This window comes from Amycolatopsis sp. EV170708-02-1 (assembly GCF_022479115.1).
Classification (GTDB): Bacteria; Actinomycetota; Actinomycetes; order Mycobacteriales; family Pseudonocardiaceae; genus Amycolatopsis.
Genome location: NZ_CP092497.1, coordinates 4,446,264 through 4,468,010, shown reverse-complemented (window position 1 = coordinate 4,468,010; position 21,747 = coordinate 4,446,264). Strand labels below are relative to the sequence as shown.

Annotated in this window: 15 protein-coding genes and 1 pseudogene; 10 read left to right on the top strand and 6 right to left on the bottom strand. The window is 63.7% G+C overall.

Annotated elements, in window-relative coordinates; translation table 11 throughout:
- Window positions 1-15 precede the first annotated feature (15 nt).
- Genes MJQ72_RS20280 through MJQ72_RS20270 form a run of 3 tightly spaced genes read right to left on the bottom strand, consistent with a single transcriptional unit; the run spans window position 16 to window position 3,247 of the window.
- The gene (locus MJQ72_RS20280; RefSeq protein WP_240600938.1) at window positions 16-1,227 is read right to left on the bottom strand and encodes a cytochrome P450; all 1,212 of its coding nucleotides are present in this window, start codon (window positions 1,225-1,227) and stop codon (window positions 16-18) included.
- The gene (locus tag MJQ72_RS20275; RefSeq protein ID WP_240600937.1) at window positions 1,224-1,691 is read right to left on the bottom strand and encodes a hypothetical protein; all 468 of its coding nucleotides are present in this window, start codon (window positions 1,689-1,691) and stop codon (window positions 1,224-1,226) included. The genes MJQ72_RS20280 and MJQ72_RS20275 overlap by 4 nt, the downstream gene beginning before the upstream one ends.
- The gene (locus tag MJQ72_RS20270) at window positions 1,688-3,247 is read right to left on the bottom strand and encodes a phenylacetate--CoA ligase family protein (RefSeq protein WP_240600936.1); all 1,560 of its coding nucleotides are present in this window, start codon (window positions 3,245-3,247) and stop codon (window positions 1,688-1,690) included. Before MJQ72_RS20270 ends, MJQ72_RS20275 begins: the two co-directional genes overlap by 4 nt.
- 636 nt (window positions 3,248-3,883) lie before the next feature.
- Here MJQ72_RS20270 and MJQ72_RS20265 point away from each other — a divergent pair.
- The 10 genes from MJQ72_RS20265 (at window position 3,884) to MJQ72_RS20220 (ending at window position 16,112) form a co-directional block, all read left to right on the top strand.
- The gene (locus MJQ72_RS20265) at window positions 3,884-4,102 is read left to right on the top strand and encodes a hypothetical protein (RefSeq protein WP_240600935.1); all 219 of its coding nucleotides are present in this window, start codon (window positions 3,884-3,886) and stop codon (window positions 4,100-4,102) included.
- A 79-nt stretch (window positions 4,103-4,181) separates the two neighbouring features.
- On the top strand, window positions 4,182-5,186 hold the full coding sequence (locus MJQ72_RS20260; protein WP_240600934.1) for an aKG-HExxH-type peptide beta-hydroxylase: 1,005 nt from the start codon (window positions 4,182-4,184) through the stop codon (window positions 5,184-5,186).
- A 21-nt stretch (window positions 5,187-5,207) separates the two neighbouring features.
- Window positions 5,208-5,933, top strand: a complete 726-nt coding sequence (locus MJQ72_RS20255) for an aspartate/glutamate racemase family protein (RefSeq protein WP_240600933.1) — start codon at window positions 5,208-5,210, stop codon at window positions 5,931-5,933.
- A 515-nt stretch (window positions 5,934-6,448) separates the two neighbouring features.
- Window positions 6,449-8,026, top strand: a complete 1,578-nt coding sequence (locus tag MJQ72_RS20250) for an alanine racemase (protein WP_240600932.1) — start codon at window positions 6,449-6,451, stop codon at window positions 8,024-8,026.
- Window positions 8,027-8,028: 2 nt separating this feature from the next.
- Window positions 8,029-10,404: a PEP/pyruvate-binding domain-containing protein gene (locus MJQ72_RS20245; RefSeq protein ID WP_240600931.1), complete on the top strand. Its 2,376-nt coding sequence runs from the start codon at window positions 8,029-8,031 to the stop codon at window positions 10,402-10,404.
- Between the two features lie 307 nt (window positions 10,405-10,711).
- On the top strand, window positions 10,712-11,680 hold the full coding sequence (locus MJQ72_RS20240; RefSeq protein WP_240600930.1) for a hypothetical protein: 969 nt from the start codon (window positions 10,712-10,714) through the stop codon (window positions 11,678-11,680).
- Window positions 11,673-13,289 carry an AMP-binding protein gene (locus MJQ72_RS20235; RefSeq protein ID WP_240600929.1) on the top strand — a complete coding sequence of 539 codons (1,617 nt, stop codon included), beginning with the start codon at window positions 11,673-11,675 and terminating at the stop codon, window positions 13,287-13,289. The genes MJQ72_RS20240 and MJQ72_RS20235 overlap by 8 nt, the downstream gene beginning before the upstream one ends.
- Window positions 13,286-13,567 carry an acyl carrier protein gene (locus MJQ72_RS20230; RefSeq protein WP_240600928.1) on the top strand — a complete coding sequence of 94 codons (282 nt, stop codon included), beginning with the start codon at window positions 13,286-13,288 and terminating at the stop codon, window positions 13,565-13,567. The genes MJQ72_RS20235 and MJQ72_RS20230 overlap by 4 nt, the downstream gene beginning before the upstream one ends.
- Window positions 13,567-14,763: a cytochrome P450 gene (locus MJQ72_RS20225; protein ID WP_240600927.1), complete on the top strand. Its 1,197-nt coding sequence runs from the start codon at window positions 13,567-13,569 to the stop codon at window positions 14,761-14,763. The genes MJQ72_RS20230 and MJQ72_RS20225 overlap by 1 nt, the downstream gene beginning before the upstream one ends.
- Before the next feature lie 35 nt (window positions 14,764-14,798).
- Window positions 14,799-16,112 carry a cytochrome P450 gene (locus MJQ72_RS20220; RefSeq protein ID WP_240600926.1) on the top strand — a complete coding sequence of 438 codons (1,314 nt, stop codon included), beginning with the start codon at window positions 14,799-14,801 and terminating at the stop codon, window positions 16,110-16,112.
- 23 nt (window positions 16,113-16,135) lie between these two features.
- Here the strand turns inward: MJQ72_RS20220 and MJQ72_RS20215 are convergent, their stop codons facing one another.
- The 3 genes and pseudogenes from MJQ72_RS20215 to MJQ72_RS20205 all read right to left on the bottom strand — a co-directional run bounded on the left by MJQ72_RS20215 (window position 16,136) and on the right by MJQ72_RS20205 (window position 19,720).
- The gene (locus MJQ72_RS20215) at window positions 16,136-18,130 is read right to left on the bottom strand and encodes an NB-ARC domain-containing protein (RefSeq protein ID WP_240600925.1); all 1,995 of its coding nucleotides are present in this window, start codon (window positions 18,128-18,130) and stop codon (window positions 16,136-16,138) included.
- 143 nt (window positions 18,131-18,273) lie between these two features.
- Window positions 18,274-18,834 (bottom strand): annotated as a pseudogene (locus MJQ72_RS20210) (BTAD domain-containing putative transcriptional regulator); the annotation flags it as partial.
- A gap of 460 nt (window positions 18,835-19,294) precedes the next feature.
- Entirely contained in the window at window positions 19,295-19,720 is a 426-nt protein-coding gene (locus MJQ72_RS20205; RefSeq protein ID WP_240600924.1) for a cold-shock protein, read from the bottom strand.
- Window positions 19,721-21,747: the final 2,027 nt, after the last annotated feature.

Sequence of the window (21,747 nt, the reverse complement as noted above, 5' to 3'; positions counted from 1 at the left end):
GTCACGGTGCTGTCCCTACCAGGTCACCGGCAGCGAATGCACGCCATAGGTCACATTGGACCGGCGGTAGCTCACCTCGTCGAATCCGACCGCCAACTTCAGCGACGGGAACCTCCGCAGCAGGGCTGGGAAGGCGACGTGCATCTCCATCCGGGCGAGCGGAAGCCCCACGCAGTGATGGACACCGTACCCATAGGCCAGATGAGTCCGTGGTGGCCGGTCGAAGTCCAGCTCGTCCGGAGAGGCGAACCTGTCCGGGTCACGATTCGCCGACGGCAGCGATACGAGCACTTGCTCGCCACGCCGAATCGTGGTGGCTCCGACCTGCACGTCTGCGGTGGCCGTGCGTATCTCACCGTGATGGGGGATGCACACGTACCGAACCAGCTCGTCGACCGCGGACTGGACGATCGCCGGATCGTCGCGGAGCCGCGCGAGCTGAGACGGATTACGCAGGAGGGCCAAAGTACCGATGCCGAGCATGTTGGCCGTGGTCTCGTGGCCGGCGACAAGCAGCAGGTTGCCGATCCCCACAAGTTCCTCGTCGGTCACCTCCTGGCCGTACCGGCGCACCAACCTTCCCAGCAGGTTGTCTCCGGGGTGAGCCCTGGCGGCGAGAACATGGGCTCGCATCCCGGCGCGCAGCGCGTCCCTCGCCGGGATCAACGTTTCGAGGCTTGACATCACGTCGGTCATGATCTTGGTGAGGGCGGCGAAGTCGAACCCGTCAGTGTCCAGGCCGAGCAGTTCGCAGATGAGCCTCGACGGCACGGGGAGGGCGAACATGGCCACCAGATCGACGGGTGGCCCGGCCGCGGCCATCGCGTCGAGCCTCTCCTCGACGATCTCGGTGAACCTCGGGCGCAGAGCACGCATCCGCTGCTCGGTGAACTCGCCCACGATCATGCGCCGCAGCCGAGTGTGCTCCGGTGGATCGCATTCGATGAACGTTCCGGGCTGCTGCGATCGCACCTCGTCGGCCAGTGTCCGGTCCTCCGGCTTCGGGAGCACGATCCCGAGCGGAGTCAGCTCGCTACTGAACCGGGCGTCCCCCAGCACTTGGCGTGCGTGGTCGAACCGGGTGACCAGCCAGACCTCGTCCCCGCCATTGATCGACACACGCGACACGGGCTGCGTCTCGCGGAGCCGGGCGAACTCGGGATCCGGATCGAACGGACATTCGGCGGCGCGTCTGTACGGCAGCGGCAAGGTGACGGCCGGGATCACGGAAGGTCCTCCTCGGGTTCGGCTTCGGGAACTTGCACGGTCCAGTGACAGCTGCGCTCCCCCAGCTCGTGTTCCACCGCGATGCCGAGCTTGTCCGCCGTCCGGTGGTGCAGGTCGACGCAGTATTCACACGGGCGCCGCAGCGTCAGCTCGACGCCTTGCGCCTGCGCGCGCTCGCGATAGTCGTAGATGCCGCACCGGCGTACAGCGAGTGTCGTACTCCGCGGCTCGTCGGTCCGGACCGTATCGGAGCCGTAGACATCGAGCATGCTGGCCAACCCGGTCAGCAGATCACGCGCGCGCCCGGCTGGATCCTCGATGCGTTTGAGCATCGCCGCGGAGTTGATCGTGGCCACCTGATCGGTCCATGCGGGCAATCCTTCTGCCCCAAGGTATTTCTCGATCGCCGCCTGTGTCCTGAAGTACACGCCGAGGACGAACTCGGTCTTCTCCGCCTCGGTCATGGCAAACTCGGGAGATTCGATCGGACTTCTCCTGTCTGATGGGACGTCTGGCGCATATCGGCCGGACGTCGTGGCCCGGGTGGAAATCGTGGGAGGCCGAGTGCTGCCGGGAAGGTGGCTTCGATTTTGGCGAGCGAATCCCTGACCACCTCCGCGATGGGTGGGGGAAGCCTGTCCATCATCGCGGCGTCATCCAAATTGACCAGCCGTGAGAGTTTCCAGCCGAGGTATGAGCCGAGAAAGGCCAGCGGCGGCAGCACGGGAACCGTCCGCACCGCGAGCGTGCGGCCGTCGAACAGGGGTGCCAGACGCCGTCGTACCGCGTCGAGACCGGGCTCATCCGGTTCGCGATCGGTGGTGAGGAGGCACACGACATCGGGACCACGAAGCACGAGCATGTAGTTGAGTACCGTGAAGTGCTCGACCTCCGCACTGTTCTCGGACCACAACAGGGCTTCCACGTCCTCTTGACGGACGCCCCCGCCGGCGCGACCGATGACGTCCTGAGCGCGGCCCAGCGTCCGCATCACCGGAAGCGCCAAGCCACACGGGCAGGGGGTGCTGTTCACCTCGACCAGGTCTCCGGTCTGGTACCGCAGCAGCGGACGCGCCGGCAGATCGAGACAGGTGACCATCAGCTCGCCCTTGTCCGGACCCTCACCGACACGCCGGATCCCCTGCGCGTCGGCCAGCTCGAACAGATAACTCTGTACCTGGAGGTGCAAGCTCCCCTCCTCACAGGTGACAGCCGTCGTACCCGTCTCCGACGAGCCGAAAGTGCCGACAAAAGCCCTCGCCCCGGTCAACCGCTCCAGGTGTCGTAGCAATGAGGGACCGGTTTGCTCGGCCATCAGCAGCAACTGGCGGAACCGGGGCACCGGCTCGCCGGTCCGATACGCGAAATGCAGCATCTCGAGCAGCCGCGAGGGGGCACCGACGTAGGTACTGATCGAAAGCTCACGGACCAAGCGCAGGATCCGGGTGTAGTCGCCAGTCACGTTGTCCACCCACAGCCGGAGCGACAGTACGCCGAGGTACTCCATCACCTTCTCGAACTGATACCCGGCCGGCGCGAAGGGACCGTTGATCAGGACCAAAGCGGAGTCCTCCGGCGTGAGTAACCGACCCCACATTTCGCCGATGTTGATCGTGTTCACGGCCAGGTCGTCCAATGCCTTCGGCGCGGCCGCTGGGTCTCCGGTGGTTCCCGAGGACTCGTAGTAGTGCAGGAACTCCCCGATCGGACGGGTGAACACATCCCGGGAACCGGACCGAAATTCCGCGCGGCTCAGGACAGCGAGCTCGGCCAGCATCTTCTCGACGAAAGTCTCCGGCGGGTCGGCCAGTGCCCGAATGGCGGTCTCCTTGTCACGCCATCCCGCGAGCGCGCTCCCGAACTGCCGGGAATCCGCGGCGGCGACGAGCGTCCGGACCAGCTTGCCGGCATGCAAGGCCGCAAGATCCTCGTCGCCGGTGTGCACACGACGGGTGATATCGATCTGACGATCCACGAAATCCGTGTACTCGGCGCGAGCCTTTCCATCGCGAATCAGCATGCGAACTCCCATCCATCGCCTTATCGGTAAATAACCAGAACCCGATGATGCGATTTATTCCGTCAAGAACCCTGACCGCAGATTGCGACAATGGAACACCGCGGACGCCAATGATGCAGACAAAGCCAAACACGTTCTAAAACACCGGGAAGCCTCTGTTATCTCGACCCGACACTTTCCGTGCACCCAACTGCCGAACCGTCGATCTGGACCGTAGACGACGAGGAGCATGATGCGTACACCGTTATCGCGCGGACACCTCGCCGTGCCCGATTTTCCCTAGAGACGTGCACTATCGGGCACCCGCACACATTACGTAAGGAGTCGACCACATGAAGCGACTGCGCCTCGACCCGAGCGAACTCGGCCATCAGTACACGATGTCACCCCAGCAGTGCGCACGCGTGACACGCGAGGACTCACGGGGTACCAGGGGATCCTGACCACGAGGCCGGAGCCACCAAGGTTGACCTGGCGAACCGTGGCCGCCCGCGATCGTGCGGACCCGTCTGACAGGTGTCCACACGGGCAGCGTCGCCGACCAAATCGGGCAACCTCAAGCTCGCCCCCTCGTCGAGACCTCCGCACGACATAGCGTGAATCTCGCGGCCAGCCCTTGACAGGGAGCAACACATCATGCCGCGACTGTTGAAAAACCACTCCCCATCGACAACAAAGGTGGTTGAAGAGCACATGAACAAGAATGTTGACCTCAGCGCACTCCAGGACGTCTTCAGCGATTTCCGACGAAACGAATCCAAGGTTCTCCCGGCCTACCACTCCCCGCATGGTGACGCGGAAGCCTGGCGCCTGGCGGAAGACACCCGTACAGGCAACTCGATTTCCGAAAGCTGAGCACGGAAGGGTGGTGACAGCCATAGGCACTGTCACCACCCGACTTATTTCGGACAATTAACGTAGCCAAGGAGAAACCGTGAACGTGCCTGTGTCAACCTACCAGTTGCCGACCGGTTTGAGTCAGCAGGTGGATGCCTACCGGGCGAGCAAGATCGCGCGCCTTGACGACGTACTGCGCGCACTCGACACCAACGATGACCATCCCTGGAGCGCAGCGGCCAGTGCTGATCTTCCCTTGCGCTACGCACTGGCACACCAGGTGTTCGAAGCGGCGAGCCGAGCCGTACAGGACCAGGACACCGAGGCGATCGGCGCAGCGATGATGTTGCGTTCGGAAGAGTCGGCTTTGGACCCGATTCAGACGGACGCGGGTCCGATCGTTGTCCTCCATCCGGCATGGGCGGCGCTCACCGATGATGCCGCCCTCGACGAGGACGCCGCACGCACCGCCGCCCCGGTCGCGATCGCGTCCGCCGAACTCCACGCAGCGGCCACCGCGGCGGACCGTGATCTCGTCCGGCGCGCTCTGGGCTCGGCCGTGGCCGCCGGATTCGGTTCGACGGTAGCCAGGAACACCCGAGTCGTGGCACTGATCGCCGAGCTGCGGCCGACCGCCGCGAAGATCCGAAGCTGGACGACCACTTCCTTGCCGGCGACAGCACACCTGGACTACTTCGCCGAACAGCGCTATGTCAGCCGCGAGCTCATCCATGAGGCAGCGCACACCGAGCTCAACGATCTCTTCGCCGCATCGGGCATCGCTGACGACCTTCGACAGAGCACCGCGACCTTCTACGCACCATGGCTTGAGACGGAGCGTCCCGCGTTCGGGTTCCTGCATGGGACTTGGGCGTTCTCCCATGTCGCACTGTACTGCCGGTGGTTGCTGGATGCCGATGTCACACCGGAGATCTCGGCCGTCGCGGACATGATGCATACAAGACACGTGAAGCAGATACACGCCACTCGACAGGACTTCGCCCGTGCGGTGGAGCTGGTTCGAGTACCCGAACTAGCCGAACTGATCACTCAGCGCAGGGATGCGGCCCTTGAGGGTGCCAGCTCCCCGGTGAACGCCTGAGACGTTTGCCCTGGAGGAAACATGACCACGATATGGTGGATCAATCCCGTAGGCACTTCGGCGTTCGACGACGAGGTGATGCTCGCGATCAAAGCGGTCCGAGCGCCACATCACGAGGTCGTGGTCCGACACCTCGACAGCGGGCCTCCGCACCTCGAGTACCGCGAATACGAGCATCAGGTGATAGCTCCGGTCATCGCCTTGGCCCGTGAAGCCGAAAACGCCGGTGCGCATGCCGTTGTGCTCGGTTGCTTCTTCGATGGCGGGCTACCCGAGCTCCGCGAGTGCGTAAGACTGCCTGTCGTCGGAATGGGCGAGGCGAGCATGCTCTTGGCCTCGACCCTCGGTCACCGGTTCTCCATCATCGCCGGACGGCGGAAATGGGTGCCACACCTCGAGCGGGGCGCCTTGCTCAGCGGCATGGAGCGGCACCTGGCATCCGTGCGCGCGGTCGATATGTCCATCCCTGCGGCACAGGCAGATCCCGACGCGTTCTTCGGTCATGTGCGGGACGCGGCGCGACTCGCCGTCCAGCGCGATGGCGCGGAGGTCATCGTCCTCGCCGAGATCGCACCGCCCGGCTTCGCCGAAGTGCTGAGAGATGAGCTCGGAGTTGCCTTCGTCGACCCCGGCATGGCCAGCTGGAAGTGGGCCGAGATGATGGCGGACCTGTACAAGCTCGAAGCCGTATCGCACTCGAAAGTCGGTGGCTACGAGCCGTTGCCGGCGTCAGCGACTCACCGATGATTGCCGCTGATTGTCAACCATTGACCGATCAGCACGCATTCACTATCGCCTTCGCCACAAGGGGAAGAAAGGCGAGCATTCACGTGCCGTTCGGGCACTAGCACTGAATTCGGACGTGATTCCAGTCACGTCGATATGAGTATCTTGCTTTCATCACGGACGATTGGGTCGCCGACCCCGCGCACTCATTCCGTCCAGCCCATCACACATCCGGCCCAACCGATCACGCAATGCCACAATGCTATCGTGACGCTGCTCTGCGATCGCAGGTGAAGCCACTCTGCCCACGCTTGCCGGCGGGAGAAATGTCTCTTCAGGCACCCCTCAGTACCTCTTTTCACCCGCTGCCCGGCCAGATTCGGTTCCACGTGCTTCCATTCAGCGAACTCCAGCCGCGCGGCGGTGAGATCCACTCGTCGTCAACCTGTAGTGAACAACTAGGTCCTTCAAAATTTCAGAGGTATTCAATGGAAGACCTACTTGACAGTGACATGCCACTCCGACAGGCGAAGAACGTGCATTCACTGATTGAGCACCGCATCCCAGGGAATGGTCTTCACGCGGCAAAAGACCTCCTCGCGCGCATTCTGCAGGCCCGTGAACCGTACACGATGCATGGCGACATCACCGGACTGTTCGATTGGCTCGGCGACGATGGAACCGAGTGGTGCCAAGAAGTTGAACGTCACCGTCTGCGGGGCAGCCTGCTGATGTCCGATAAACGGATGATGCCGAGGCCACAGACGGAGGAGGTCCGCTTCTTGCCGGATATCACCGCCGGCGCCTCCGTCGGAGTGACATTCGGTGACGTGGCGTTCGCGGTCTCGCTCGACCCACCGCACGTTTCCCGGCTGGATGGCCCCGGCGTGGCCACACTACTCAGAAACGCGTTTTGGGCATTGTGGGAAAACGCTCGTGAAACACCTCGAGCGAGATCGATCAGCAAGGTGGATCACACCCTACTGCCAGAACGTGAGACTCGCTCCTCGTGGAATATTCCCGAGGAAGTCTTGTCCGATATCCGGTCGACGCAGCGCACGACATTTCTGATGAACATCGGCGCAATCCGCCACTCCTACCGGCAACTCGTCGATCTCGCTCCGGCTCTGGATATTCGTTTCTCGGTGAAAACCAACCCTGACCCGCGAGTACTTTCCGCACTACAGGAAGAGGGATGCGGTTTTGAAGCCACATCGTGGCATGAAGTCGAACTGGCAAGACTGGCGGGCGCGTCGCCCGAGAAAGTGATCTTCTCTGCCCCCGTCCAGGAACTCGAAGATCTGCGCTTGGCACATGAAAGTGGCGTCTCCGTGTTTGTCGTCGACTCGGTGAGCCAAATAGACCGAATCGCCAAGGCCGCACCTGATGCCCGGTGCCTGGTGCGAATTCGCACATCAGGTGACCACTACGCGTTCATCAACCTTTCGACGAAGTTCGGAATCCCGCAGGCGGAACTGATACCGATGTTGCACGCGGTGGAGCGAGCCGGACTCGTCCCCCACGGCATCGCCTTCAACGTGGGCGGCCAGAACGAGGTGGCCACCGCGTGGCGTGATGGGATCCGCCAGGCGCACGCACTGGCCGCGGAATGCCGGCTGCACGGGTTCCCGATCGAGATGATCGACATCGGCGGCGGATTCCCGATCCCGGTACACCCACTGGTCCCCCGCCTCGAGCAGATCGCTCCTACCATCAACGCAGAACTCTCCGGCCTGCACTATCTGGCCGAACCGGGGCGGCTGATCGCAGGCGACGCCGGCAAACTGGTGGCTCCGGTTGTTTCCAGGGCAGTTCGGGACGGTCGAACCTGGCTCTACGTCAACGCATCTATTTTCGGCGTGTTACAGATGATGGATAGACATAGATTCCATTTTCCGATAACAACCGACCGGGTAGACCTCGACGCCGAAGAGTATGTAATTTCTTCACTGTCCTGCGACGGTCGTGATGTCATTTCGGACAGCACGATCTTACCCAAGGGGGTCGCCGAAGGAAATCTCCTGTTCATACATTTTGTCGGCGCTTACAGTGCACCTGTCTTCAATATCGGCTATGGCGGCGTTCGGCCCGCCCGAGTTCAGTACTTGGACTAGTGATGTGGACACGCGACTTCACTGAGATCGGCGAGGAAGACTTGTCGCTGGTCGGCGGCAAGGGGCTCTCCCTGGCCGCCTTGACACGTCACGGAATTCCCGTTCCACGCGGCTTCGTCGTCACCACGCAGGCTTTCGAAACGCTGATGGCCGACAACGGGATCAGCCCGCACGCACCGGATGCCGGTACGCGTGTCGGCGCCGCGCCTCCGCCTGCCGGTCTTGCGGAGGAAGTGACCAAGCGGCTCAACGGCCTGAACGGCCGCTACTTCGCCGTCCGGAGCAGTGCGGTCAGCGAGGACTCCGAGGATCGGAGCTTCGCCGGCATTTTCGAGAGCTACCTCAACGTTCCCGCGGCCGACGTCGAGTCCCACGTGCGGCGATGCTACGCGAGCTTGTTCTCAGACCGGGCACGACACTACCTGCACGCGCCCGAGCCGATCGCGGTCGTGATCCAGGAGATGGTCGACAGCCGGCACGCCGGAGCGCTCTTCACCAGACATCCTGTCGACCACACCGAAGATGTCATCGTGGTCGAGAGCTGCCACGGTCTCGGCGAACTGCTGGTATCGGGCGAGATAACACCGGCACACTACGTACTGGACAAGCGTTCGGGGGTGATCCTCCAGCGTCGCGCCGGCACGCAGCATGTCAAGTTGGTCCGAGTGGACGGGCAAAACGAAGTGGTACCGGTGGCCGAGATCGACGAGCCACTGAGCGCAGCGGACTTACGTGGTCTCTCGTTGATCGCCAGAAGAATCGAAACCTTCGCAGGAACCGCGTGTGACGTCGAGTGGTGCATCGACGACACCGGTCTGCATATCGTGCAAAGTCGCCCGATCACCACGCTCCGCGAGCCGGGTGATGATGTTTCCGAATTGCCGAAGTACAGCAAACGATTCAGTTCCCGAATTCTGTCTCCGATCTTCGAAGAAGCCAATGTCCAAGGCTTTCACAAGTATGCCCGAAGCCAGTTCGAGCTGAGTTTCGACCTCTCGCGATACCATGTGTACCAGCCGAGCTTCAAACACCCGAATGGTGACGTCGACATCTGGATCGACAACGCCCTCGACGCCAGTCTGATCGCGCACATGAAGGTGCTCATCCGACGCGACCACAACTATTTGGAGCGCCTGGAAACCCGCTACCTGCGGACCGTCGAGGAGTTCACCAATTTTTGCGAGGCAACAGAAGGTCGAGATTACCGTCAAGAAACGGATGAACTGCTGATCCTGCTTCTCGGCGAGTTCGACGAGCTCAATCAGCGCATGACCTCGATCTACAATGCCCCCATTTTCGCCCTCACGCCACTGGCCGAGCTGGTGAGCGAGGAAATGCAGGGCGGAAAGTCTGCGAATTTCAGTGACGATTTCGCGACATTGACGTTCAGCGACGTGCCGAACAGCGCATTCCTGCAGGAGGAGGAGTTCCTGCGCATCTTGTTGGTCACACAGGAACGGCTGGGCCATGCCGCCTGGTCGGACGAGGTGCTCGAGGACGCCGAGATCTCCGCCCTGATCGATCAATATCATCGCCGATGGCGATTCCTTGCCTGCACCGATGTCATCGGCGAGGCTTTTACGAGGCAATATTTCGAGGACCTGCTGCGAAGCAGGTTCCCGGAGGACGCCGCGCAGCTATGGCGCATCATGCTGGAACGGCAAGAGGCCGAACGCGACGCTGTCCGAGCGGCCATGCGGGTCTATCCCTGGCTGCAGTATGAGATCACTTGGCTGCGCACCTGGACCTACCACCGCAATCATACGACGGAACACTACTATCGGGATTTTCAGTGTTTGAAGCCGCTGTTGGTGGAGGTCGCCTGCCGGCTCGGCACTTCGTACCGTCTCCTGCTGAACCTGTCCGTGTCGGAGATCGCGGGAGCACTGGCCGGCACCGCTGCCGACGCGAGGTCGCGCGCTGTTCACCGTGGCCGTAAGGGCTTCAGCCTTGAATGGCGCCAGGAGGCCCCTTTCTTGGCCACGGGAGTACGTCGAAAGGACCGCCTTGAGGTCATCCGGGAGAGGACAGAGGATCGCATCGAGGGACAGGTCGCCAACCGAGGCGCGGCCACGGGAACGGTTCGCATCGTCAAGGACCCCGTTCTGGAATCGTCCCGGTTCGAAACCGGCGATATCCTCGTGACTCCGATGACGACACCGAGTTTCGTCCCGCTCATGGCACGAGCGGCAGCGATCGTCACTGATGAGGGAGGCGTCCTTTGCCACGCTGCCATCGTGTCACGGGAGCTGAACAAGCCGTGCGTGATCGCCGCCCACAACGCGACTCAGCTCCTGACCGAGGGAATGCGGGTACACGTGGACGCCGACCGGGGTGAGGTTCTCGTCCTGGCTCCGTTGCAGGGCCAGCCGGCCTAGCTGCGAGCGACGGGGCGGAGCCCGATAGGCGACCTCGCCCGGCACCTCACGGGATCGGCCGAGGCACCGGCTGATCCCGTGAGCGCGGACGCGGCCATGCCCCCGGCCTGCTTACTGTCCCGGACGAGTTGCAGCGAATCCGTACGGGTTGAACAGGCAGACCAGTCGGAAGTTTGAGGCAAGCAACGCTGTCCACAGTGGATCTCATTGTAGTGACCATGTTGAATCGGGGCAGCCGACGACGGGTGTTTTCACGAAATGAGGCCCGGTGAGAGTCTCTGGCAAATTGTCCTTGCAAGGGTTCGCGGTGGTCACTCCCCTCGGGGGTGACCCCCTTTCCCGCGCGATCGACACGAACGTCCTGAGCGCGGCCGAAGCCGCACACTTCAGCTTCGACACTCTCCCGGTGGCGACGGCCGAAGAGAATACCGAGACCATGGCGATCACGGCTGTCCGAAGAGCTCTCGCGGTCGCCGGGGTGGCGCCCGAGGATGTGGGCTTGCTGGTGCACTCTTGGGTCGCGGACACGGAAGTCGACTGGCGGATCACGGCGAGGATCGCCCGGCTGGCCGGCTCCAGGCGCGCGGTGGCCACCGGGGTCAGGCAGTTGTGCAACGGTGGCGCGCTCGGGCTGCAGTTCGCCGCCGCCTACCTGCTCACCGAGCCGCGGGTCGAGCACAGCCTGGTGCTGACGGCCGACGCGCTCGGCGAATCCTGGTCGCGGCGCTGGCGGCACGGTCTCGGCCTCGGCGACAGCGCCACCGCGCTGGTGTTGTCCAAGCGCCCCGGCAAGCTGACCGTCCAGTCCATCGTTTCCGGTGGACGGCCGGACCACGAGGCGACCTTCCGGGCCGACAATCCGTTCCAGCGGGAAGGCTTGGGTGATCACCCGCTGCCTGCCGAGGACATCCCGTCCGAGCAGGTGGTCTTCCGGATGAGGTCATGTCTACGGGGCACCGTGCGTGATGCCTGCGCCGACGCCGGCCTCGATGTGGGCGATCCCCGGATCGATTTGGTGCTGGTCAACCGGGTCAGTTCGGCACTGGTGAAGATGCTCGCCGAGGGCAACTTGCCGTCAGGGCTCGCGGGCAAGGTGCAGAACCTGGCCGAGCACTCCGGGCACCTGTTCGCCGGAGATCTCGCCGCCAATCTCGCGCACTTGGCCGATGTGCTCACCCCCGGCCGGTTCGCCCTGGTTCTCAACTTCGGCGCCGGATTCAACGCGACCTGCGTGGTCGTGCGCGCCTCCGACGTAGGAGGGGATGTCGTTGGCTGACCGTGCGACCACCTTGCCGGAACTGCTCACCGGACTGGCCGACAGCGATCGGAAGGTCCTCTTCCCCACCTCCGGGGCGACCCTGCCGCATCGGGCACTGCCGGCGCTGGCAAGGTCGACCGGCGCGCTTCTGACCGCCAAAGGTGTCGTGCGCGACGAAGTCGTCGGCCTGCTCATACCCACCGGCCCGGAATGGCTGTCTTCCTTCTTCGGCGTCTCGATGATCGGTGCCGTCGTCTCCACACTCCCGCTGCCGCCGGTCGTCCTCGACCCCGAAGCCGTCGCCCAGGGGCTATTGCCGATCGTGGCGGCCGCGGACCTGCGCCATCTCGTCGTGGCCGGTGTCGGCCGTGCGGTCGGCGCCGCGCTCGCCGAGGCCCGTCCTGAGCTGGCGGTGATCGACGTGACCGAAGTGCCTGCCGGGAACGTTCCGGACGTACCGGTGCGACCGCACGACCGGGCGGTGGTGCAGTTCAGTTCGGGCAGCACCGCCCGCCCCAAGGGGGTGGTACTCACCCATCAGGCGATGCTGACCGGGGTGTCCGCCATCAACACCCACATCCAGACGGTCCCCGAGGACCTTCTCGTGGGCTGGGTGCCGCTTTTCCACGACATGGGCCTGGTCTCGTTGCTGTGCTCGCTGCTCACCCCCTGCGACGCCCACTTGTTCGGGCCGCAGAGTTTCATCCGCGACCCCGGCGCGATCGTCGAGCACATCGCCGAAGCCGGTGGGACGATCGTGACCGGCCCGAACTTCTCTTACGACAAGTTCGTCGAGGCGGCGCAAGGTCGGTCTCTTGACCTGTCGCGTTGGCGCCTGGCGCTCAACGGGGCGGAGACGGTCCGCCCGGACACGGTCACCGACTTCCAACGGACATTCGGGCCGTGCGGCGTTCCCTCCTCCACCATGTATCCGTGCTACGGAATGGCCGAGGCGACGCTGGCGGTCACGCTGCCGAAGCTCGGCACACCTCCACGCATGCTGACCGTCGACCGTGAGCGGACCGAACTGAACGGGCCGGTCGTGTTCGATGAGCGCGGGCGACGTCTCGTCGGAGTCGGGGTCGCCGTCCCGGGCATGGAGATCGCCATCGCCGGTACGGACGGCGAGCATCTTCCCGAGGGATGGCTCGGCGAGATCCACATCCGCGGCGCCGCGGTCACCCGTGGCTATCTGGGCGAGACCCCACGCGCCGACGACGACTGGCTGAGCACCGGCGACCTGGGTTTCCTCGACAACGGCGAACTGTTCATCGTGGGCAGACGCAAGGAAATGATCATCGTCCGAGGGCGGAACTTCTTTCCTGACGAGGTCGAGAACTCGGTGCGCGACCTGGATGTCGTGCACCGAGGGCATTGCGTGGCGGTCGCCCACCCTTTCGAGGAACGAATCGTCGTGGTCGCCGAGACCGCCGCGCAGACAGGAGCCGAGGCCGGCTCCATCCAAGGAGCCGTGCAGTCCGCGCTCGGGCTGGCCGCCGTGGACGTTGTGCTCGTTCCACCCCGTTCGTTGCCCCGCACCACGAGCGGGAAGTGGCAACGCACGCTGGTCGCCGAACTTGTGCGGCGACACCTGACCGACACGCCCCCGCAGGAGGATTCCTCATGATCGACATCCCGGAGCCGAGCACGATCTCGCACGAGGTCACCACCCTGGTGCGAGCGCGAATGGCCGATGTGGTGAACCATCCGGTAGCCGAGGTCGACCTGACCGCGCGAGTCACCGAGCTGCCGGGAATGGACTCGGCGAAACTCGTCGAAGTCGTCGTGTGGTGCGAAGCGCGGTGGAACATCGAACTGGACGAGGAAGTCCTCTTCGACGCCCGCACCGGCGAGGACCTCTGCGAGATCATCGCCGAAGCCATCGCGGCGAAGCGGGCGAGCTAATGACGGCCGTCCCGATCAGCGACGTCGCTGATCGCGCCGAGTTCGAGGCGGTCATCCGGGGCCTGCGTGAGCGGGAAGCTGTCGTTCCTGTCGTGCTCGATGGAGGGCTCCGGGCCTGGGTGATCACCCGGTACGCCGAGGGCCGGGCCGCACTCCGCGACCAGCGATTGGTGAAGAACCCGCACGAGGTCAACGCTTTCAAAGGAGTCCGCCACGCCGAGGACAGCTACGTGGTCGAGGGAAGACACATGCTCAACAGCGACGGCGCCGACCACGTCCGGCTGCGGGGTGTGGTGGCTTCGCAACTGTTGCCGGCATCGGCCGTCGCGGCTTTGCGCCCTGCAGTAGCGGAGATCGCCGGCCGTCTCCTCGACGACATGGGCACCACGTCGTCCGCGGACCTGATGGCGGCCTACGCGAGACCGTTGCCCGAGTTGGTCATGGGGCGGGTGCTCGGGATTCCGGAGGAGAGCATCCTGGCGCTCGCCCGGCTGAGCAGGCGGCTGGCCACCCGCGAGGACTCGGCATCGGCCGGGATGCGCGCCGCCTACAACGACGCGGTGGACCTGGTGCGGGCCGAGATGACCGGTACCCCACCTCCGGGAACCGTGCTCGCGACCCTGCTCGACGCGGTCGCCGAGCGCCGGATCACCCGGCGGGAGCTGGTTTCGACGGTGCTGATGCTTCTCGCCGCGGGTACCTCCTCGACCACCATCGCCATCGGCCATGGCGCCGCGACGCTCGCCGGCACGGCTTCGACACTGCGGGCGCTGCTCGAGTCGGAGGAGACGTCGGCGGACCTGGTCGAGGAGCTGATCCGGCATCATCCGCCGTTCCCCTTTTCTCCCTGGCGGTTCGCCCGCGAAGCGATCGAGATCGACGGCATCACCATCCCGGCGGGTTCAGTCGTGTTCATCCTGCTCGCCGCGGTCAACCGCGACCCTGCGGTCATCGAACGCCCCGAGCAACTGGTACCAGGCAGGCGGCTGCCCACCGGGCACCTCACATTCGGGTACGGACCGCACTTCTGCGTGGGCGCGAACCTGGCCCGGATGGAGATCGCGACGGCACTGCGGACGCTCTTCGACCGCTTTCCGAATCTGACCTTGGCGATCCCGTACTCGGACGTGGCGTGGACGGGGCTTCTGTTCGACCGGACGATCACCGCGCTGCCGGTGCTCCCCCAAAGCGCCTGAACCCACACGCCGACAACAGAGGAGGTGGCACGGCAGTGCCCCAGACACCGTCCTCGGCCGCTCTCGCCACGACGTTCTTGCAGGAGGCGACCAAGCTGGCGGCCGTGCGAGGCCCCTTGTTCCGGCATTCGCTGTTCCACCTGGAGTTCACCTTTGTGACCGGGCCCGATCTGGTCGCAGAGCTGTCCGACGAGCACCGCTTCACCAAGCACGTCCACGCCAACCTGGTCGCGATGTGCCCTTTTCTCGGCGACGGACTGCTGACCGTGGAGTCCGGTGAGCCTGCCTGGCAGACCGGCCACGACGTACTGTCACCAGGCTTCACCAAAGCCGCGATGCACGGCCACCACGACGTCATGCTCGACGTCACCCGGCAGCTACAGGCCAGATGGGACCAGGCCGTGGCAGGCGAACCGATCGACCTCATGGCGGATCTGCTCCGGACCACGCAGGAGATCATCGGTCGCGCCGGCTTCGGCTACAGCTTCTCCTCGTTCGAACGAGAGCGGCCGCATCCGTTCATGGCGGCACTGACCGGCGCCACACTGTACGGCTTGCGATCGGTCACCCGCCCACCGCTGATGGGCGGGTTGCTGGGCGACCGGGCGGCCCGCAACAACGCCGAGGACATCGCCACCATGAACGACATCGTGGACGAGGTGATCGACTCCAAGCAGGCCGAACCAGGGGACGACCTGCTCGGCATGATGCTGCGTAGCGGACGAATGGATCGGGACAATATTCGTAACCAGGTGATCACCTTTCTCGCCGCGGGTCACGAGACCACCTACGGGGCGCTGGGCTTCGGGGTGAACTTCCTGTTCACCCATCCGGAGATCCTCGCCCGAGCCCGGGCCGAGGTGGACAAGATGTGGGGCACCGCGGAGCCGGACTACACCCAGGTGAGCAAGCTTCGCTATCTCCGCCGGGTCGTCGACGAGACCCTGCGGTTGTGGCCGACCGGGCCCGGCTACGCCCGGCAGGCACGAGAAAGCACCCTTCTGGGCGGCTCGTATCCGGTGAGCGCGGGTGAGCCGCTGTTCGTTCTGCTGCCGGCCTTGCACCGGGACCGAGTGTGGGGAGATCACCCGGAGGTGTTCGACCCGGACCGGTTCCTTCCAGACCGAGTGCGAGCCCGGCCGGCGCATGCCTACAAGCCGTTCGGCACCGGGGCCCGTGCCTGCATCGGCCGGCAATTCGCCTTGCACCAGATCGTGCTCGTGCTCGGACTGCTGCTGCGCCGTTTCGACCTGACGCTGCCCGACGACCACGAACTACAGGTGTCGGAGCTGATGACCCTCCGGCCGGACCGCCTGATCGCACAGGTCACCCACCGCCGCCTGAACTGAAGATCAGCGCCTTGCCCGGATATTCAGGATGCCGATTCCTCGCTGAGTGCCGAGAGGAAGACACGTGCGACCTCAGCTTCCTCACCATCGAGAAGAACGAAGATGTCCAGAGCGCGTTGCGCGTTCTCCCTAGCCTGCTCATAGCACATTTCGCGACGGTGCAATTCGGCGATTCCCAGCAGGGCAAGAGCTTCGTGATAGCGATTCCCGATCTCTTCAAAAAGGTCCAACGCCTCTTTGTAGCCCCGCATCGCCGCCACCGTATCGCCAACGTCACGATGCGCGTGGGCCAGATTCACAAGAATGTTGGACTCGTTCATGGTAGCGCCGCTCGCCCGCGCGGCTTCGAGACCGATTCCGCCGTAGCGCAGAGCCTTTCTCGGCTGCCCAGACTCGACGTACAGCTCACACAGAGAATCAAGCGACCCGGCTTTGAGGTACTCGCTGCCCACACTCACGGCCAGCTCAAAAGCCTCATGCGCATACGTGATCCCCTGCAGATACTGTTTCATCTCTCGTAGCGTTGACCCCAGGTTTGCCAACAGCGCAGCCGTGAGTTCAAGATTTTCCGTTCGACGAACCAGGGAAAGCCCCTGCTTCAGGCAGCTGACAGCGGTTTCATTCCTTCCGGTTCGGGAGTTCGCGATGCTGAGTGCCATCAACATGCGCACACGTGGCTCCGGATCCGCCAACTGCTCGGCGGAAGCCAGCCCGATGGTCAATATCTTGATCCACTCCGTGAGCAAACCTGTCGAGTAGTAGTGGAACGCCATAAGCCAGGGCAGTTGCCAGGCTGTCTCATGATCACCCAGGTCCGCGGCGTGCTGGGTCAATATGAGGATGTTCGGCGCCTCGACTTTGCACCACGCGAGAGCAGATTCGCGAGTATCGAACTTCGGCAACTCGTGGTGGATCTTCTTGACTTTTGCCCGCACGGGCTCGTAGTCCGGCGTAACGCACAGATTTGCCGATATCAAGCTCTGGTGGTACCAGACCGCTAGACGGCGGGTCACCGCCACGCGTTCCTCGTGCGTGTCGTGCCGCGTCACCAATTCGCTGGCGTAGACCTTGACGAGGTCATGAAAACTGAAGCGATCCCCCTCTCGCTCCAGCAAATGCTGGTCACTCAACTTCGTCACTAGATCTTCCGCATCGTGAACCGGCCTGTCGATCAGCGCGGATACGGCCAGAAGCCCGATGTCGGGGCCGCGGAGCAAACCGAGGTAACGAAACGCCCGAGCCAGTTCCGGGTCGAGCGACTTGTACGACCACGAGAAAACTCCCCTGATCGATGACATTTCGTCATCATCGACATCGAGAGCATCGAGCCGGCTCCGTTCGGCACTAAGGTTCTCCACGAGATCACGAAGACTCGAATCCTGCTTCGCCGAGATCTTTTCGGCGGCGACTCTCAAGGCCAGCGGGAGATAACCGCACAACCGGGCAAGTGTCAACGCCTGTTGGACTTCGGCGGCGATTCGCTGACGCCCGACGGCCATACGAAGCAATTCCAACGCTTCGCCCTCCGTCAAGAGCCCCAAGGTAAGACGGCGTGCCCCATCGCGCGCGACGAGACCACTGAGCCGGTTACGGCTGGTGATGAGCACCAGACTGTTCGACGCGCCGGGCAGCAGATCACGTACCTGCTCGGAGGAAATGGCGTTGTCCAGAAGGATCAAAGTTCGTTTGCCGGACAGCAGGCTACGGTACATGGCCGCCTGTACGTCCACACCCTGCCGTTGACTAGGACTTCCGAGAGCCCAAAGTAGCTGCCCGAGAGCGTCCGACGGTGTCAGGGGCGGACGATTCGGGTCGAAACCGCGCAGGTCAAGATAGAGCTGACCATCTGGATAGTCGGCCGCCACCTGCCGGGCGAACCGCAGCGCGAGAGACGTTTTGCCGATGCCGCCGGCCCCATCGATCGCCGATATGAGTAGCGCCTGACCACCCGACTCCGCTGCGGCCCGCCAACCCGACAATTGCTGGAGCTCGCCGGTTCGGCCGACGAAGTAGGGCACTGCGTGAGGCAGTTGCGCGGGATCGGCGAGTGTGATCGCGACCGCGCCTCGCCCGCCGAGAAGAGTTCGGGATCGGAGCGCAGCATCCGCAAATGCAGGTCGGCGAGGGCGCCGCTGGGATCCAGGCCGAGTTCCTCGATGAACAAGCGGCGGACCGTGTCGAACTCGGCGAGCGCGTCTGCCCGCCGCCCGCTCCGATACAGGGCGAGCATGAGCTGCTCGCGGAGTCGTTCCCGAAAGGGCTCCCGCTGGATCGCCTCGCCGAGTTCCGCGATGACCTCCCGATGCCTGCCACTGGCGAGCATGAGGTCCGCTCGCTCTTCGACAAGTTCATAGCGAAGTTCCGTCAACCGCACTCGAGCCGCATCGGCGAATGGGCCCGGAAGCCCGAACAACGGAATGCCCCGCCAGAGGGCGAGGCATTCTCCAATGACGTCGGCGGCCGCCGACTTGTCACCGGCAGACGCCATGTCGCGTGCGCGATGAACCTGGGACTCAACCAACCCCAGGTCCAGCTCCCTGGGGTTGATCACGAGTTGATACCCCGTCGCGGTCCGCACCAGGACATCCTCGCCCACCGCGGAAAGCGCGCGCCGGAGGCCGTGAATGTAGGTGTGCACACTACCTTCGACCGACGCCGGAGCCGTGTCGCCCCAGACTCCGTCGATCAGCTCGTCGCGCGAAACCGACTGATTCGCACGCATCGCGAGTATCACCAACACCGCGCGCTGACGAGGAGGGCCAAGGGCGATTTCCTCGTCTCCAACGCAGGCATTGACCTCACCCAGCAATCCGACTCGGAACCGTTGAGTATCAGCACCGGCCACGCCGTTCTCAACCTCCATCCGATGCCGCGAAAGACAACCGGAAGGAGATGACCAGCACAGAACAACGGCTACGAACGGCGCTTCTCACCACCAACCCGGCTGCCCGGATTCGGTTCTCCTTCCGGCAACTGCTGCGGTGCCGAAGCTGGACTCGGCACCGATATCCAAAGCGGATCCCACCCGCATGCGGTCCGCTAGGGAACAGCTTGTCGGGCGACTCGTTGTGCACCTAGTCTACGCATCTGATGGCCGACCATCACTATCCGCGGACACGCCGAGCACGGTGGGCACACATAGCCGTCCTAAAGGGCAGAGACAGGAAGCCGGGACCAGCGGCTCACTCGTCGATCCAGCCGTGCCCGCGGGCGAGGACGACCACACATTCTCGCACCGCCAGGATCTGTTGTGCGGTAAGAGAGTGGACTGTCGCCAGCAGGCTTTCGGTCAGCTCCGAAGTCAACTGCCCCACGGTGAGGACGTCACAAAGATCGTCCGGCCCATCGGCGGGGTCTGCCTCTGCCTGCGCAGTCGCCGACACCGGCGGTGCCGCCGCGCTTGGCTTCCCACTGAGGCGTACACGCGAGGCCTTCAGGCCTCGGTCACCTTCCTCGGTGACAAATTCCACCTGAACGCCGGGCACGATGAGCCTCTTGTCGATCTCAAGATCGTTCACATGAATGAACAAATCGTCCCCGCCGAGGTCGGAGGAAACGAAACCATAGCCTCGGACCTCATCGAACCTGATAACCGTACCAGTATCCACCACAGCAACTCCGCACCAAATCGATAGTCAACCAGAACCAGGTACTGCTCATAAACAACTCACACCGCGAGGGAAATTCGACTATACCGGTCGATGCCCACGCCCATCGAACTCCACATGCTCGACATGTTCCGGCTCACGCCTTCCCTTGTGGCGTACGGCCCGCGCACGGGATGCCTCGGTCACCCGGCGGCCACGACGGCGGGTGAAGGTCGAACCGTGGTCAGTACTCCCCGCGGCCCCGCGCTGGACAAGTGCCACCGCGCCTTGGACGCGCCCACCTTGAACGGAGCTCGCCAGCTTCGCTTGGATGAGCTTCGCTAGCGTCGATGGCGTTGGACCGGCATCGCGGCGGTCCTGCTGGTCCGTGTGGGTACTAGGGGCGACAGGCGCCGGTGGCGGGGGTTCGTCCGCACCGGAGGACGCCGGCTTGATGGCAACCGGTGTCTCCCGATGGTACTGGCGGTAGGCCAACGATTCGGGATGGACTATCTTGGTTCGCCGACGTGGCTGCGGCGGCCTGGCCCGGCGTTCGGCAACGGTGGAGACGATCACCTCGGACTTGACCAGGTATTTCGCGTCGTATCGCGCCGGTTGCCGTTGCCGCTTCCGGCCCGCCCCGAAGGGACGCAGCCGCATCAGCGCGTTCATCCGGGCGTCGACCTCGCCCACGCCCTCGTCGTGATCCGGACACGGACCCCGCCATGCGCATCCACGAACTCCGCACCGACGCGTCCACGATGCGGTGCGGGTCTCGGGTAAGACTGATCTGTGATTTGCGACGATGAGGACTCCCGCGACTCAATTCGACTCTCTCGACGAGAGTATCCGGCAAGCCACTTCCCTGTTCGAGAGTACGTTCTTGTTCGACAGTACGTGCTCTTACTTCGTCAGCTTGGCCCTGAAGGCCCAAGGGCAAGAAAGTCTGCCTAAAGGGCCTTACCTGCGTAGGCCATAGCGGTCGCGTCCGTCTTCACACCCAACTGGGGCGTCGCGCCCGCCGGCGAACAGAGTCGTGCTCACAGGTTCTCATTCGTGAGTGAACTTGCTCAATTTGGTGGCGGCGAGCATGAGCGGGAATCCCCCGGCGGCGCGTGCCGCTATCTTGAGGCCGGTTCACGGTCTCCGATCTGGGAAGGCATGGCCTGAACGTCGATGAACGAGCAGACACAGCGACACACGACGACATCGGTCTTGGTCGATCTCGATCTACTCTATGGCGAAGCCGTCCACTTGCAACCGCGCATGGACCCGCTCTCACGCCTGCCGAGTTCAGCTCTGGCGCTCGATGCGACTTTTGGTCACAGGCAAACGTGGCGTGTTCTCGGGTGAGTCGGTGGTGGAATGAAGGCTCCCTTCGCCGCGTCTAATGCGGTGAAGGGAGCCTTCGGGCATGGTCAAGCGCTGGCCACGCCACATTTACCTGACCCTCATAAGTCCTGACTGCCGCATGCATGCAGACTGCCGGCTGGAGTGCCCGCGCGCCTATGGCCAGTCGCGGAGGTCACGCACAAAGAACACAGCTGTCGAACTTCCCGGTTGGAGATCTCTTGTGAGGAGAAGAGTGAAAGCGGATGGGTGATGAGTATGGTGTTACTCGTTTGCCTTCGGAGTTGCAGAAGTTTTTTGAGGTGGTTATCGGTATTAAGTGGCCGGAGGCTGATGAGGGTGGTCTTCGGTCGTTGAGTGGTGCGTGGCTGGATTTCGCGAAGGCGGCTGAGGTTGAGGCTGAGGCGGTGGTGGGTGCGGCGGAGGCTTTGGGTCGTTCGATGCGGGGTATGACGGCGGAGCGAACCATCGACTGGGTCAAGAGCGAAGTCAAGCGGCTCGGGACGATGGCGGGGCAGTCGCGGGGGTTGTCGAGTGAGGCGCGGACGGCGGCGGCGGATGCGCAGAAGGCCAAGATCATGCTGGTGGTGTTCGGGGCGATCGCGCTGGCCACCATCATCTGGCTGGCGTGGAGCATTTTCACGGCGTGGATGATTCCCGCGGTGAAGGCCGCGACGCAGATCACGCTGCGCACGATT

What these genes read in the sequence shown, in the direction of transcription:
- MJQ72_RS20275 (WP_240600937.1), bottom strand. Translation starts at nt 1,691, where the DNA reads ATGACCGAGGCGGAGAAGACCGAGTTCGTCCTCGGCGTGTACTTCAGG.
- MJQ72_RS20270 (WP_240600936.1), bottom strand. Translation starts at nt 3,247, where the DNA reads ATGCTGATTCGCGATGGAAAGGCTCGCGCCGAGTACACGGATTTCGTG.
- MJQ72_RS20265 (WP_240600935.1), top strand. Translation starts at nt 3,884, where the DNA reads ATGCCGCGACTGTTGAAAAACCACTCCCCATCGACAACAAAGGTGGTT.
- MJQ72_RS20255 (WP_240600933.1), top strand. Translation starts at nt 5,208, where the DNA reads ATGACCACGATATGGTGGATCAATCCCGTAGGCACTTCGGCGTTCGAC.
- MJQ72_RS20245 (WP_240600931.1), top strand. Translation starts at nt 8,029, where the DNA reads ATGTGGACACGCGACTTCACTGAGATCGGCGAGGAAGACTTGTCGCTG.
- MJQ72_RS20230 (WP_240600928.1), top strand. Translation starts at nt 13,286, where the DNA reads ATGATCGACATCCCGGAGCCGAGCACGATCTCGCACGAGGTCACCACC.
- MJQ72_RS20225 (WP_240600927.1), top strand. Translation starts at nt 13,567, where the DNA reads ATGACGGCCGTCCCGATCAGCGACGTCGCTGATCGCGCCGAGTTCGAG.